General features: G+C 58.6%; 9 protein-coding genes and 1 riboswitch. Of the genes, 6 read left to right on the forward strand and 3 right to left on the reverse strand.

Annotation, left to right across the window (positions count from 1 at the left end; genetic code table 11):
* Positions 1-39: 39 nt before the first annotated feature.
* The gene (locus YUU_RS0130185; RefSeq protein ID WP_027525715.1) at positions 40-1,116 is read right to left on the reverse strand and encodes a methyltransferase; all 1,077 of its coding nucleotides are present in this window, start codon (positions 1,114-1,116) and stop codon (positions 40-42) included.
* A 641-nt stretch (positions 1,117-1,757) separates the two neighbouring features.
* Between YUU_RS0130185 and YUU_RS0130190 the strand changes: the two genes are divergently transcribed.
* The 5 genes from YUU_RS0130190 (at position 1,758) to YUU_RS52200 (ending at position 10,329) form a co-directional block, all read left to right on the forward strand.
* Complete coding sequence (locus YUU_RS0130190; RefSeq protein ID WP_027525716.1) at positions 1,758-3,395, forward strand: NAD(P)/FAD-dependent oxidoreductase; 1,638 nt, start codon at positions 1,758-1,760, stop codon at positions 3,393-3,395.
* 57 nt (positions 3,396-3,452) lie between these two features.
* Entirely contained in the window at positions 3,453-5,903 is a 2,451-nt protein-coding gene (locus YUU_RS0130195; protein ID WP_035663681.1) for a CoA transferase, read from the forward strand.
* A gap of 625 nt (positions 5,904-6,528) precedes the next feature.
* The gene (locus YUU_RS0130200) at positions 6,529-7,452 is read left to right on the forward strand and encodes a hypothetical protein (RefSeq protein WP_027525718.1); all 924 of its coding nucleotides are present in this window, start codon (positions 6,529-6,531) and stop codon (positions 7,450-7,452) included.
* A 437-nt stretch (positions 7,453-7,889) separates the two neighbouring features.
* Positions 7,890-8,783 carry a 3-keto-5-aminohexanoate cleavage protein gene (locus YUU_RS0130205; RefSeq protein ID WP_027525719.1) on the forward strand — a complete coding sequence of 298 codons (894 nt, stop codon included), beginning with the start codon at positions 7,890-7,892 and terminating at the stop codon, positions 8,781-8,783.
* Between the two features lie 223 nt (positions 8,784-9,006).
* Positions 9,007-10,329: an MFS transporter gene (locus YUU_RS52200; protein WP_051389954.1), complete on the forward strand. Its 1,323-nt coding sequence runs from the start codon at positions 9,007-9,009 to the stop codon at positions 10,327-10,329.
* Positions 10,330-10,648: 319 nt separating this feature from the next.
* On the opposite strand, the gene metE is transcribed toward YUU_RS52200, so the two are convergent.
* Entirely contained in the window at positions 10,649-12,979 is a 2,331-nt protein-coding gene (gene metE / locus YUU_RS0130215) for a 5-methyltetrahydropteroyltriglutamate--homocysteine S-methyltransferase (protein ID WP_027525720.1), read from the reverse strand.
* 103 nt (positions 12,980-13,082) lie between these two features.
* Positions 13,083-13,309: riboswitch (cobalamin riboswitch) on the reverse strand.
* Between the two features lie 85 nt (positions 13,310-13,394).
* The gene (locus YUU_RS59010) at positions 13,395-13,574 is read right to left on the reverse strand and encodes a hypothetical protein (protein ID WP_156944584.1); all 180 of its coding nucleotides are present in this window, start codon (positions 13,572-13,574) and stop codon (positions 13,395-13,397) included.
* Between the two features lie 271 nt (positions 13,575-13,845).
* On the opposite strand from YUU_RS59010, the gene YUU_RS0130220 reads away from it, so the two are divergent.
* Positions 13,846-14,775 (forward strand): TauD/TfdA family dioxygenase, encoded by a 930-nt coding sequence (locus YUU_RS0130220; RefSeq protein WP_027525721.1) that lies wholly within the window; start codon positions 13,846-13,848, stop codon positions 14,773-14,775.
* Positions 14,776-14,930 lie beyond the last annotated feature (155 nt).

Genomic DNA, 14,930 nt, shown 5'->3' on the forward strand with positions numbered 1-14,930 from the left:
CGGAGTAAGTCGCTCCCCAAAGCGGTAGAGTCATAAGCGTCAGGCGATCTTTTTCGCAACGATGAGGCTGCGATTGCAGATGGATTTGTGGTAGTCGATCTCCTGGAAGCCGGTGCTCTCGAGCATGACCCGCATGTCCTCGAAGGAGTAACAGCAGCCCTCGTACCCCGTCGTAAGCAGCACGGAATATTCTGCTTCGGCAGCCGGAGACGGGTGGCCTCCGCGGTCGTCAGGGTGGCAGCTGTAAATTGCTATGCGACCGCCGCAAGTAATGCTGTCGAAAGACTTGCTCAGGAGCAGTTGGACCTTGTCAGGTCCCCAATTGTGAAGGACGTGCGAATAGAGGTGCAGGCTGGCGTCCCGGGGCAGGGGGTCGACGAACATGTCGCCAGCTATGACATGGGCACGACCCGGGTACAAATTGCGGTCAGTGAGACAGCTCCTTGCAAGTTGATCAACGGGTGGACGCTCAAAGATCGTTGCCGAGAGTGAAGAATAGCGCATCAACAAATGCGCAGAATAGACGCCTGATCCACCACCTACATCGAGCAAAGAAGTATCGTTCGTGCAGTCAAGCAGCTTCGCGAGGTGCGGAGCAAAGATCCGTCCGCGTTCCTCCATGCCTCGTGTGTTCAGATCGGCAAACTCATCCGTCTGCATCAATGCGTCCCAGGTCTTGGTTACGCCGCGCTCAATGTGCCAGGTGTCCGAGCCGTCTTGTCGCAGGATCTCATAAAGTTCCCGAACAGAAGGCTTATACTTCATCGTTGCAATATACGAGGTGATGTTGTCCGCGGAATTGCCACTCAGATACTGAACGGCGCTGGCCGTTGCGTGCAGCCGGCCGGATTGGTTGGAGATGAGGCCCCATGATTCGAGGAGTCGAACCATGGTCCGCGTTGGCCGCTCCCGAAGAGAGAAATGGAGTCGCAGTTCCGCCTCGGTGGCCGGGTGACCGTCCAGGTAAGTAAAGAGATCAAGCCATGAGACCGCGGCGATATAGAGATCCGCGGCATACGAGCTGTCGCGCCACTTGATAATTTGTGAGATATCGGGAGGGTAGACAGAGGCGGCTTCAGAGAAATGGGCGCGTGACGTCAGTGCAGACGATTGCATTTGCCGCAAGTCCTTAGAAAGATTTGTATCTGTGGATGAGTTATTGCTGATCTCGGCAAGCTCTAGCCCGACATTCGGCCAGCAATCAGTGACACACGTGCGTCATTTAGATCAATTGCTAGTATTGGTAGTTGACCTTTCGCAAACTCTTGCATCCCGCACGATGTTGTAGGAGTGGCGGCCAAGCTCCGAAAATCACAAGCTGCTCATGCGAACCAACAATCGTAGGGCTCGGCAATCCATATCTGAGGAGCACTTTTGGATATGCTTAGCGATTATACGGTCGCGACGCTCGTTCGAGGCAGTGCAAGAGGTTGCCAGCACCGAATTTGGTTGGCGCGCAACCGCTTGTGTGCGCTTATCGCTCGCATTCCGGTCGCGGCCGGATCGCTGTCGCGTTGTAGCGAAATGCATCCGGCTTTAGAGCGCGGTCTTCTCGACTCATCGAAAATGCTGCGACTCGCATTGGTGGCGCTGTCGCACCTCGGACGTGTGTCGCAACTGCTTCAAAGCGCGTGAGGCACCGCAATCGATCGCGGACGTCTAGTCGTTGTCTTTACGGTTGACCATCGCGACCTGTGGGTGCTGGTACGATACTTGCTGTTCTCCTCGCTAGATCTCAAAAGCGCGCAGGAGGAGAAATGAACCGGACCACGATCGGGGCCAATGGTGGAAATGGCGTGCATGCGACAGGGAAATTCGACGCCGTGGTCATCGGCGCCGGCGTCGCCGGGCTTTATCAACTCTACCGCCTCCGAGAGCTCGGGCTGCACGTCAGGGCGATCGATGCGGCCTCGGGTGTCGGCGGCACGTGGTATTGGAACCGATATCCCGGTGCGCGCGTCGATTCCGAAGGCCACGTCTATCAGTACCTTTTCTCCGAAAGTCTTTACAAAGGATGGAGCTGGAGCGAAAAGTTTCCGAGCCAGCCGGAAATCGAGCGCTGGCTGAATTACGTAGCGGACGAACTTGATCTGCGCAAAGACATTCAGTTCGGCACGACCGTCCAGAGCGCTCATTTCAATGAGGCGGCCGAACGATGGGTGGTCGCGACCGACAAGGGTGATGTGATAGACACCCAGTTTCTCGTCACCTGTTGCGGCATGCTCTCGGCGCCCCATGTGTCCTTCCCAGGGCAGGAGACGTTCAAAGGCCAGGTGTTTCATACGGCGCGATGGCCGCGACAGGTCGATCTTGCTGGCAAGCGTGTGGGCGTGGTCGGTATCGGAGCGACGGGCATCCAAGTGATCCAGACGATTGCGCAAGAAGTTGGCCATCTCAAGGTGTTCGTCCGCACGCCGCAATACATCATTCCTATGAACAATCCCAAATACGCCGCCGCAGACGTCGAAGCCTACAAGTCGAAGTTCAAAGCGCTTGCCGAGCGGCTGCCGCATACGTTCACGGGCTTCGAATACGATGTTGAGCACGCCTGGGCCGATCTGTCCCCGCAACAGCGCCGCAAGGTGATCGAAGACTGCTGGAACGACGGTTCTGTAAAGTTGTGGATCTCGTCCTTCATTGAGCTTTTCTTCGATGAAGCAGTGAACGGGGAGATCTCCGAATTCGTGCGCGCAAAAATGCGCGAGCGGCTAAGGGATCCCAAGCTGTGCGACCTGCTGATCCCAGCCGAATACGGATTCGGTACCCATCGGGTACCTTTGGAGCAGAGTTTCCTCGAGGCATTCCATCGACCCAATGTGGAAATTGTTAGCGTCAAGACCAACGCAATCGAGCGCATCGCGGCCGAAGGCATCCAGACGGCCGACGGCACGATTCACCCGCTCGACGTCATCATCCTGGCGACCGGATTCGACGCAGGAACGGGCGCTTTGACCCGCATCGACATCCGCGGTCGCGATGGACGATCATTGAAGGAGGAGTGGGGCAGAGACATCCGGACCACTATGGGCTTGCAGGTGCACGGCTATCCCAATCTCTTCACGACCGCGGTGCCGCTTGCTCCATCGGCTGCGCTTTGCAACATGACCACCTGCCTGCAGCAGCAGGTCGAGTGGATAACCGGATGCATCAGCTACCTCGGTGGCAAGAACTTGAACGTGATCGAGCCGACCAAAGAGGTGGAAGATCAATGGGTGGCGCATCATGATGAGACTGCCAACGAGATGTTAATCGCCAAGACCAATTCCTGGTACTTGGGATCGAATGTCGAAGGGAAACCGCGCCGGGTCCTCTCCTACACGGGCGGCGTTGGCAGCTATCGACGAAAATGCGACGAAGTCGCCGCAAGCGGCTATCAGGGCTTTGCCATGCACTAGCTCCATACTAAAGCCGAATCCGTCGCGAGCAGTCGCGAGATTCAAGAGTTCCCCTTGATGGCTTGTTTTGATTGGGAAAACGGCGCCGTGACGGGAGTATCATCTAATCTGCGGGTCGTCGAGATTGGCAGCGCGGCCGCAACTAGCTATTGCGCGCGATTGTTCGCCGACTTCGGCGCAGATGTTCAGAAGATCGAGCCGCCGGCGGGCGATCCGCTTCGCTATTTCGCGCCGCTCACTCCAATGGGCCAAAGCGCTTGGTTCGCGTTCCTGAACTTTAATAAGTCAAGCACGATCATCGATCCCGCTGCCCCGAATGCGATCGCGCGGCTGACTGCAATGATCGAGAATTGCGACATTCTAATTGACGGCAGGGACGTTGATCCGGCGGATTGCCCGTCCATTGACGTCGCTGCGATCCGCAAACGACGATCCAGATTGATCTACCTCCAAGCGAGCTGGTTCGGCCGCGAGGGTCCTTATGCAGGATTTGCTGCGACCGATACGACGATCCGCGCGCTTGCCGGCCTCATCAAGCTGGTTGGACCGGTGGAGGGCCCACCATTGCACGCGCCCGATTTCCAGACTGGTATCCTCGGTGGCCTGTGGGGGTTTATCGCCGCAGCTTCTTCGGCGGTTGCGCAAATTGAGGGCGAAGCAGGGCCGTCGTGGTCGGTCAGTATCTTCGAATCGAGTCTGGTTGTCAGCGAATATCTCATGTTCGAGGCGTTTGCGCGCGGCGAGGTCGTGCATCGGATTGGTATTAACCGCTTCTGGCCGGTTTTCCCGGGCGGCATTTACGAAACCAAGAAAGGCTGGCTCGGCGTGACGACATTCACGCCGGCGCAGTGGCGCGCATTCTGCGATATGCTCGGCCTGTCCGGTTTGCGCGATAATCCGGCGCTGGTCCTTGGCGAAGAGCGTCTGAAGCACATCGAGAGGATCGAACGACAGTTCGTGCCGAGGCTCAAGGCGCGGACAGCACAGGAGTGGTTTGCGGAGGGACTGAAGCGTAGGATCCCGATGGTGCCGGTGCCCGACACGTCCGATCTGCTCCTCGATACCGAGAAAAGGGCGCGCGGCGCAATCGTGCCTGTCGTCCTTGGCCAAGAAGAGGGCAGGACCGCTGGGTCGATGCAGCGGCTGACATTGACGCCGCCGCGCCGAGGAGGCAAGGTTCCGGCGCCCGGCGAGCAGCAAAGTTTCGCGGGCAGCCGAGAGCGGCAATCCTTGGCTGCGTCGCGGACGCTTAGGAGCATCGGTGCCGGCCGGCAGCCCTTGCGTGGAATTCGCGTCATTGACTTCACGATGGGCTGGGCAGGCCCGTTGTGCACGCGCACCCTGGCTGATCTTGGTGCGGACGTCATCAAGATCGAGTCCACCCAGTACCCGGATTGGTGGCGCGGTGTTGACCGGCGGCCCGCTTACGTCGACGCTCAGATGTACGAAAGGGCGCAAGCCTTCTGCATCATGAACCGCAACAAACGCGGCATCACGCTTGACCTCACGCAGCCCCAAGGCCTTGCTCTTGCCAAGCGTCTTTTGGTGGGGGCCGATGTTGTCGTAGACAATTATTCTGTTGATGTGCTGCCGAAACTCGGGCTCGGCTACGATGTGCTCCGAACGCTCAATCCTCGACTTGTCGTGTTGTCCATGTCAGCGTTTGGCGCTAAAAGCCTCTATCGCGATTGCCGTGCCTACGGCTCCACCCTGGAGCAGGGTTCTGGGTTGCCGAACGTAGTCGGAAACGCGGCTGGGCCACCCGTGATGAGCCACGTCGCCTTTGGGGATGCCGTTGGCGGGTTGAACGGTTGTGCTGCGGTTCTGGTCGCGCTGTTTCACGCCCGCAAAACCGGGCTGGGACAGTTCATCGACCTTGCCCAGATCGAATGCATGATGCCGTTTGTGGCGCCGTGGATCACTGTTCACTCGATCGGCGGTATGCCTCCGCCAAGGTACGGTACTCGACATCCCCAGTTCGTGCCGCATGGCTGCTTCCGCTGCGTGGGTGAGGACAGCTGGGTCATGATAGCCGCAAGCGACGAGAACATGTGGCAAAGGCTCGCCATCCTCATTGGACGGTCAGACTGGGCGATAGACGCCTCGCTGAGATCTGCGGAAGCTCGCCGCGGCATTGAAGACGAAATAGAGAGCGCCATCGAAGCCTGGACGATTACCCGCGATGCGGATCAGGCCATGTCAGAGTTGCAGGCGGAACGAATTGCGGCCGGGGTGGCCCGACAGCCAACTGACCTGCTCAAAGACCCACATCTCAGGTCGCGCGCATTTCTACAGGATATCGAACGTGCCTTCATTGGCATGCACCCACAGCCCTCAATACCGATCCGCGACGGCTCATTGCCCTTTGCGATCCGCACAGCGGCACCAACGCTCGGAGAGCACAACAGCGAGATCCTATCGGAACTTCTCGGGCTTTCCGAGACGGAGATCGCGCAATTGGCGTTGGAAGGCATCATCGGGACGTCGATGGTCTCCGAGGGAAACTAGCAAAAGCAAACGACGTGTCGTGAACATGATAGATCGGCCGCCCATTTCGTTTCCGAAGTCTTATGAAAAGGCACAAGGCACGCATGCCTGGGGCGGATAGTCGTCGACGTTACCTCGACCGGAGACTGAATGCGATTTCTATGCAGTATCGACACCTGATCGGATAGGGGCGATCCCAACCCGTAACAAGGTTACTCCTGAATCTCTTGCTCTGAGCCTTCCGCGCCGCTTATCGCACTGCAGGAGTTGAACCAATGCATCCGATGCGTACTGCCCTAAAGAGCTTTTCGCGCCAATTTCGTGTTCGCAGGATTTGAAGCAGGCGACGACATCTCCTCCTGACCGCAGGCACGCCTGCGCGATTACCGGCGATAGATCCCAGCTATGTCCTTCGGCGATCTAATGGTCTGGCAATTGGCCCAGCTCTTGCTCCACGTCCTACCGCCACCGTGAAGCTTCACCGTCGGAATTATCCGCCGTAGAGCATTCCGATGCGAGATGCTTTCAATGTGTCAAACGACTGGTAAATCGAAAGCGTGACCTCACTCATCAGTGACGGCTGGATTCACATCGCTATGCGGCTTCGGACGCTATCTCGCCTCAAGCACATGGGAGGGAGAATGGCATGACCGACGCTAATGCGACCGACACGGAACTCTCGCCCGACCGGGACTTCTCAGTCCGTCGACGACTATTCTTTCTCGAAGTGAGCACCAACCGTATTCAAGCGATGAATCCGGATGGTTCCGGCAGAAAGGTTATTGTCGCCGATTGTCAGCTTCCTGACGGAATCGCCATCGATGTCGGCAATAGTCACATCTATTGGACCAACATGGGGTCCGGTGTCGCCGTCAACGATGGTTCGATCGAGCGCGTAAATATCGATGGAAGCGCTCGCAAAGTCATCGTTCCGCCCGGCGTCACGTTCACACCGAAGCAGATCCAGATCGATCAGAGAGGCGGCAAGCTCTACTGGTGTGACCGCGAAGGGATGCAGGTGATGCGGTGCAATCTCGACGGCTCTGAGATAGAGACGCTGATCGAGGCAGGCCGCGGTGACATGGACCGGCGCGACCCGACCAGGTGGTGCATCGGTGTCACGATCGACACCGAGCGCCGCAAAATCTACTGGTCGCAAAAAGGTCCTGACAATGCCGGCCGGGGCCGAATCTTCCGCGCCGACATTGACATCCCCAGGGGTGAACACCCGGCAAACCGCTCCGACATCGAGGTGCTGTTCAATGGCTTGCCGGAACCGATTCACCTTGAATTCGATCTGGCGAACCGCGTGCTCTATTGGACCGACCGCGGTGATCCTCCGCGTGGCAACACAGTCAATCGCGCGCGTGTCGACATAGGGACGGAGCCTGAGATCCTGATCACGCACCTGATGGAGGGTATCGGCATCGCGCTCGACGTTGCCGGCAACCAGATGTTCATCACAGACCTCGCCGGTTCGATCTATTCCGCCGATCTCGATGGAAAGAACAAACGCAATCTCCTTTGGTCTCAGGGAAATTTCACCGGCATCGGGTATGCCGAAATATAACCATCGAGGAATTGAAATGACCGGAAACAAGCCGGTTTCGACAAAGCGCCGTCGTCGGCACCAACCTGTTGGCACGAGCTGGACGGCGCTGTTTGCCACAAGAGCACAGATCGTCGCAAACGCCATAGCACTGAAGGCAGAAGGCACGCTGAGGCAGTTCGCGGCGTCCGACGCTCAAGCGGTTGGGCTTCGCGTCCGAAGCGCCGCTCTCGACCCGCAAAGTTCGCGACCTCACTCGCATAAGGTGCCGACGGCACCGTTCTCGTCCGGAACAACGAGCCCGAACGGCTCAAACGACCGGAATGAACGCCGGGTGTTGGAGGCTTCGACTTGCCGCAGAGGTCACTTGCCTGGACGTCCAGCGTCAAAGCGTTCTTGAGCGAAGTGGTCAGATCCGCCCATAAGTGACTTCAGCAGTCGATGTCAGGAGACGAAGTATGAACTTTGAGCGCAAGGTTATTGTCACGATTGCGCCAACGGGCGGCGTGGTGAAAAAATCTCAAAACCCGCACCTTCCGACCCAGCCCAGCGAGATCGCCGAGGATGTGTATAGGTGCTACGATGCGGGCGCTTCTATTGTGGCATTGCATGCGCGCAGGCAGGACGATGGCGCGACCTGTAGTTCGGAGATCTACCAGGACATCAACTCCCGGATCCTGACAAAGTGCGGCATCATCATCAATAACAGCACGGGCGGGGGCATCGATGGAGATATGGTGCGATCCATAGGGTCCGGGCTCGATGAGGTTATATTCGAACAGCGTCTAAAAGGCCTCGAAGCCGGCGCTGACATGGCGACATTTGGCGCTCATACCGTTCTGGCCAGCTTTGGTGGCCGTGAGATTGTCGTTAACACCTCGCCCACCCGCTGCAACATCATGGCAAAACGATTCCAAAAGACGGGCATCAAGCCTGAATGGGAATGTTTCTCACTTTCTCATCTTCTCCAAGATCCGATACGCCTTATCAATAAAGGGTTCGACAAGCCGCCCTATTGGATCAACTTCGTTCTTGGCGCCGATCGCGGAATCCAGGGGGGATTGCCGTACACTCCGCAGATTCTCGACATGCTCATCGGGAATCTTCCAAAAGGAGCGATGTTTTGCGTTAGCGGAGTCGGTCGAGCTCAGTTGCCGGCAACAACTCATGCGGTGCTCGCCGGCGGCCACGTTCGCGTCGGACTCGAAGACAATCTGTACCTCGAGCCGGGTATACTTGCCACTAACGTGCGGCTCGTCGAAAGAACGGTAAGAATTATCCGAGAACTCGGGTACGAGCCAGCCACCGCAGTGGAAGCGCGCACGATGCTCGGGCTTGCGCCACGCAAATAGTCCGGTATCGACAGTTCCCAATCGGAAGATGACTCGTTGATCCGATGACCGGCTCTCGACAGGTCCTGAGCATGAGCGCCAATCGTGCAAAGTGTTGTTGATCTTTGAAAATGAGCGATCGGCCACCTGTGGCAAAGATCCTCGAGTTTCAGCCTGGTATCGCCGCGCAGCTTCGGTCCTCGAAAAAGGCGTGACGTCGGCGTCATTTGTAGGAGCAGAACGAGTGGTAGTATCCGTTGCTGCCCAATGTCATAGCAACCATGAGGCGAGCTCTAACCTGGTCGCGAGCGCTGTTGCCAAAAACACGCGGCGGTTGGTGCCACTTTTGGGTCTTGCCTATCTCTTCAACAACCTTGACCGGACCAGCGTCGGCATCGCTGCGCTGCAGATGAACGAAGCCATCGGCTTGAGCGCCTCACAATTCGGCTGGGGGGCGGGGATCCTCTTCTTTGGTTACTGCGTGCTGGAAGTCCCCAGCAACATGATGATGTATCGTTTCGGCGCGCGCCGCTGGCTCGCCCGCATTATGATGACCTGGGGCCTTGCAGCCGCGGCGACGGCGTTCGCCGTTGGACCTTACAGTTTCTACGTGATCCGCTTCCTTCTGGGCGTGTTTGAAGCAGGCTTCTTCCCCGGCGTCATTTGGTACATCTCAATTTGGTTTCCGGCGCGAACCCGAACGGGCGTTCTTGCCTGGTTCATGGCTGCAACACCGCTGTCAGCGTTGATCGGCAATCCAGTCTCGGCTTTGCTATTAGAAATGGACGGAGTGTGGAGACTGGCCGGCTGGCAGTGGATGTTTTTGATCGAAGGCCTTCCGGCCTGCCTGCTCGGGGTTCTATGCCTCGTCCTGCTTGCCGACACGCCGGACAGGGCCTCGTGGCTGACGCCCACCGAGCGTGATGCGTTGCTGAACGAGCTCGCAACGGAGAAGGACAAGAAGGTCAAGAAGGATCTCTGGGCCGCGATGAAGGACGTCCGCGTGCTCATGTTGACGGGCATCACTTTCGCATTCACGATCGGTTCTTATGGGATCGGCGTCTGGCTCCCCCTGATGCTAAAGAGCCACAACTTGAACAACACGCAGGTCGGTTGGCTCTCGGCCGTGCCCTATCTCTTTGTCACGATAGGCATGTTGTTCTGGGCGCGCCTTGTCGATCGTAAGGGGTACAGGATCTACAACCTGATCGCCGCATTGATGCTTGGCGCGACCGGACTTGTCGTTTCGGTGATGCTCACCTCGCTCGTGTCGGCGCTCACATGCATGACGCTTGCTCTGATCGGCACGATCTCCGCGCGGACGATCCTCTACACGATGCCGCAGAGTTTCCTTACCGGCGCTGCTGCTGCTGGAGGCATCGCATTCATCAATTCCATTGGTGCCTTTGGCGCCTTCGTCGGCCCGTACATGGTTGGCGTTCTTAGGGATGCGACGGGATCCTTTGATATCGGTATGATCGCAATGGCATTCATCCTGGTTGTTGCAACCGGCATCGCCAGCAGCCTTAGGCCGGTGGTTACCTATGGTGATGACGTTTCTTTCTGAGCGGACCACCTGAGGAGAGGCCCCTCCAACCAATCGTGAAGCCGCAGCCGTAGCGTCTGCTGAACGACTGATTGGAAATCGCTGCTGCTTCTCACGTCGTCTGAAACGGTCCTCACCGGACTCCTGGCAGATGCAATTGGCCGCGCCACGCGCATCTCGCTGCCAAGCGACCCAGCGAGGCTGCAACGGGCGCGACCGGCTCGCTCGGCGGAACTGCAATTTGTCGGAGTTCCTCCATTGAAGCGAGTGCATTTGATCCAGAAACGGATCGGCGCTCCGCCAAATGAACGTAACTCTAACTACCGAGCTCGCGCTTGCATCAAGACGCCTTGCGAAGTTCGCGCGCCGCCGCGACCATGTTGACGAGCGCCGGGCGGACCTCCTCCCATTTGCGGGTCTTCAGGCCGCAATCAGGATTGATCCAGAGCTGCGAGTCCGACAGGCGTTGGCGGGCCAAGGCGATGAGATCTCCGATCTCAGTGGCTTCGGGAACGCGCGGCGAGTGGATGTCATAGACGCCGGGGCCGATGTCGTTCGGGTATTTGAAGGCCGTGAACGCATCAAGCAGCTCCATCTTAGAACGCGACGTCTCGATCGAGATGACATCTGCGTCCATCGCTGCAATTGCACCGATGATGGCGTTGAACTCCGAATAGCACATGTGGGTGTGGATCTGCGTCGCATCTGCGACGCCGGAGGAGCAGATGTGGAAGCTTTCCACAGCCCAGTCGAGATAGGCCTTCCAGTCGGATCGGCGCAGGGGCAAGCCTTCGCGTAGCGCGGCCTCGTCGATCTGGATCATGGTCGCGCCGGCCTTTTCGAGGTCGCCGACCTCGTCGCGGATCGCAAGCGCGATCTGGCGGCAGGTCTTGCTGCGCGGTAGGTCATCGCGGACGAATGACCAGTTCAGGATCGTCACCGGCCCGGTGAGCATTGCTTTCATCGGTTTCTTGGTCAGCGATTGCGCGTAGCGCCACCATTCGACAGTCATGGGCTTCGGTCGCGAGACATCGCCGAACAGAACCGGCGGGCGAACGTAGCGCGAGCCGTAGGACTGCACCCAGCCGTGTTGGGTGAACACGAAGCCGGAGAGCTGCTCGCCGAAATACTGCACCATGTCGTTGCGCTCGAATTCGCCATGCACGAGCACGTCGAGGCCGATGTCTTCCTGCCACTGCACCGTACGGGCCGTCTCCGCCTTGAGGAATTGCTCGTATTGCGCGTCCGTCAGTTTTCCCTTGGCATGAGCAGCGCGAGCGTTGCGAACGTCGGCGGTCTGCGGGAACGAGCCGATCGTCGTCGTCGGAAAGGCCGGCAGACCAAAGCGCTTGCGCTGGACCTCTGCGCGGTTGGCAAAAGCGCTGGTACGGCGGCGCATGGCGTCGTCGATCGCCGCCATTCTCCGTGCAACGATCGCGTCGTGGATTTTCGGGGAGGTCTCGCGCGCCGTCGCCGCTAGATCGGATGCGGTCAGCGCGGCTGCGACACTCGCCTCGCCTGCGAGCGCCTTCGCGATGACCGTGAGCTCGCCGATCTTCTGCACCGAGAAGGCAAGCCAGCTCTTCACGTCCGGATCGAGATCGGTCTCGAGCTCAAGATCGATTGGGACATGCAGGAGCGAGCAGGAGGGTGCGAGCTGCACGCGATCCCTGCCGAACTTTGCAATGACGGGTTTGAACCGCTCGGCCAGTGCCGATAGGTCAGAACGCCACACGTTGCGGCCATCGATGACGCCGAGCGAAACCACGAGGTCCGCGCGGGCGCCGCATTCAATCTGGCTCAATTGTTGGGGAGCTCGGATAAGATCGACGTGCAGTCCAGCCACAGGTAGCTTCAGAGCGGTCGCCAGGTTGTCGCCGATCGCTCCGAAATAGGTGGCCAGCATGATCTTGATGGCAGGTACCTCATTGGCGAGACACCCATAAGCACGCTGAAGCGCATTCCGCGTTGTCTCGTCGAGATCAAGCACCAGGCACGGCTCGTCAAGCTGGACCCACTCGGCTCCGCGTTTCGCCAGCTCCTTGAGAACCTCGACATAGACGGGCAGGAGACTGTCGAGCAGCGAGATCGGATCAAACGCCGGATCAGCGCTCTTGCCGAGCTTCAGGAAGGTGACCGGTCCTACCAGAACGGGACGCGTTTGGTAGCCAAGGGCTTTCGCCTCCTCATATTCCTCGATCGGCTTTCGGCAGGAGAGCCTGAAGATCTGACCTTTATGGAATTCGGGCACCATGTAATGGTAGTTGGTATCGAACCACTTGGTCATCTCCTGCGCGGCGGACCCGCCGGCGTCATTGGGGTGACTGCTACTTGCTTCATGCTCCCCGCCTTGAGAGCCGCGCGCCATGGCGAAATAGGTCTTCAGCGGGACCGGACCTACCTCCCAGCCATACGCCTCGGGAATGGCGCCCACCATGACGCTGGTATCGAGAACCTGATCATAGAGTGAAAAGTCATTTGACGGGATGACGGTGACGCCGAGCGAGTGCTGACGCGCCCAATTGGCGACACGAAGACCGGCCGCAGCTTCAAGAAGCTGCCGGCTGCTGATCTTGCCGGCCCAATAGCCTTCGAGTGCCAACTTGAGTTCGCGGCGTGGCCCGATACGTGGCATACCGAGAGTTGCGACAGGAAGTGAGAGAAGAGACATAGCATTAACCCCATTATGGTGGGGGCAAAGGCCATGGCGGACGCGGGCAGGAGGGGCCGCGAAAGCGCCTGCTGCTTGGCGTACCACCGGACACCCCGCCCGTGGACGTTTGTGTTGTCGGGGCAGGTCTCCTGGCTCGCGGGTCATCGCCTGCATCCGGCCTTCCCGAAGCATCTGCTTCAGTGACACGTGTGGATGCGGACTCGCCGCTTACAGTTGCGGGGGCAGCGCCGGCATTGCTTCAATCCTGAACGGATCGTGAGCGCACCGGCTTCCCTCTTAGCTCCAGATCGAAGCGAGACCTGGAGAACCTCGACGCCTTCGATTTATCTGCAACCGAGGCGGTACGTCAACCTCGAAGGAGGGCCACCTTTTCTGCGGCATGCTGCCGCGAATACGGCCTCAACAATGGAGGTCACTCCAAACGAACAGCCTGACGATGGGGTGCAAAACCAAATTTTGACCGGCGCCCCGACGGCCATTGTTGTCGATCGGCTTGGCCGCCCTGTCCGATCTCGAGCGTTCTCATGTCCTTATCCAACACCATGAGTTTCTTGTTCGTTCGGCACTGGGCGGCAATTTCTGCATCGATCATCCAGCGAAGTCTAAACCTTTGTGCCCCGGTCAACTACCAATCTTAGCAATTGATCGAACCGGCAGATCGGTCAATCATGGATGAAAGACCTTCACGTAGGCCTCCTCACCTGTCGCAGACCCCGTAAAGAGCGCACGAGGGTGGCTCGTCACCGTCGCCAGTGGAGTTTGGCGGATCCCGCTATGCGGTCCAGCAATTTGGCGCTCGACAGCTCCTATCGCAGCTGAACAGCTGGTCTAGCGAACAAGCCGCGAATTTGGAGAGTTCCGCTATGAGTGCAACGGGCTTGTCGGACAATGTCATTCCTCGCGCCGACATCGTCAAACGCGCAGCGCGCATCGGAGCGGAAATCCGAAACATCAAGCTGTCGGGCGATTTGCCGGACCAGACGATCGCCGCAATCAACGAGCTGCTGCTCGAGAACAAGGTGATCTTCTTTCGCGACCAGGGTCATCTCGACGACGCCGAGCAGGAGCGCTTTGCTCTTCGTTTCGGAAGTCCGGCATGTCATCCGACGCTCGGTGCCATTAAGGGGACGGCGTCGATTATCGAGCTTGATTCGGTCCGCGCCGGCAGCCGGGCCGACCTGTGGCACACCGATGGGACCTTCGTCGATGGCTACCCTAAAATCGCGGTGCTGCGTGGCGTTGTGATGCCACCGTTCGGTGGCGATACGGTCTGGTCAAACACCGTCACAGCCTACCTCGACCTGGCACCGCCGCTGCAACGGCTTGCGGACAAGCTCTGGGCCGTTCACAGCAACGCCTTCGACTACGCGATAATGCCTCGCGCCAGCGAGCTCGACAAGAAGCACTTGGACGAAGTCTTCACCAAAACGATCTATCAGACTGAACATCCAGTCGTGCGCGTCCACCCCGAGACCGGCGAACGCACGCTGCTACTCGGCGCCCTGGTGCAACGTTTTGTCGGCATCCCGAAATACGACGGCCAGAAGCTGTTTGATCTGTTTCAGTCTCACATCACTGCGCTCGAAAACACCGTGCGCTGGAGTTGGAAGGAAGGTGATGTCGCGATGTGGGACAATCGCGCCACACAACACTACGCGGTGAACGATTACGGCGATCAGCATCGGGTCGTTCGTCGCGCCACCGTCGCGGGCGAGGTACCCGTCAGCATCGATGGTCAGAGCAGCGTAACGCGCATCAAGACAGCAAAAGAGCCGGCCGCGGAGGTCGCCTAGCCGGTCCAAAGGATTGACCGCGGTCCGGCGATGCAAACTCTGCCTTTGTCATCCATCCCTGTATGCAGCATTCTTCAGCTCGGTTCGCCATCGCATTGAACGATGTCATTGAAAGCCATCGTGCCAGCGGCATGGATTCCCGGAGAGGCTGCATC

The organism is Bradyrhizobium sp. Ec3.3, assembly GCF_000472925.1.
Taxonomy (GTDB): Bacteria; Pseudomonadota; Alphaproteobacteria; order Rhizobiales; family Xanthobacteraceae; genus Bradyrhizobium.

Excerpts from the sequence above, each read along its gene's own strand:
- YUU_RS0130195 (WP_035663681.1), top strand. The coding sequence starts at position 3,453 with ATGGCTTGTTTTGATTGGGAAAACGGCGCCGTGACGGGAGTATCATCT.
- YUU_RS0130190 (WP_027525716.1), top strand. The coding sequence starts at position 1,758 with ATGAACCGGACCACGATCGGGGCCAATGGTGGAAATGGCGTGCATGCG.
- metE (WP_027525720.1), bottom strand. The coding sequence starts at position 12,979 with ATGTCTCTTCTCTCACTTCCTGTCGCAACTCTCGGTATGCCACGTATC.
- YUU_RS0130220 (WP_027525721.1), top strand. The coding sequence starts at position 13,846 with ATGAGTGCAACGGGCTTGTCGGACAATGTCATTCCTCGCGCCGACATC.
- YUU_RS0130200 (WP_027525718.1), top strand. The coding sequence starts at position 6,529 with ATGACCGACGCTAATGCGACCGACACGGAACTCTCGCCCGACCGGGAC.
- YUU_RS59010 (WP_156944584.1), bottom strand. The coding sequence starts at position 13,574 with ATGATCGATGCAGAAATTGCCGCCCAGTGCCGAACGAACAAGAAACTC.
- YUU_RS0130205 (WP_027525719.1), top strand. The coding sequence starts at position 7,890 with ATGAACTTTGAGCGCAAGGTTATTGTCACGATTGCGCCAACGGGCGGC.
- YUU_RS0130185 (WP_027525715.1), bottom strand. The coding sequence starts at position 1,116 with ATGCAATCGTCTGCACTGACGTCACGCGCCCATTTCTCTGAAGCCGCC.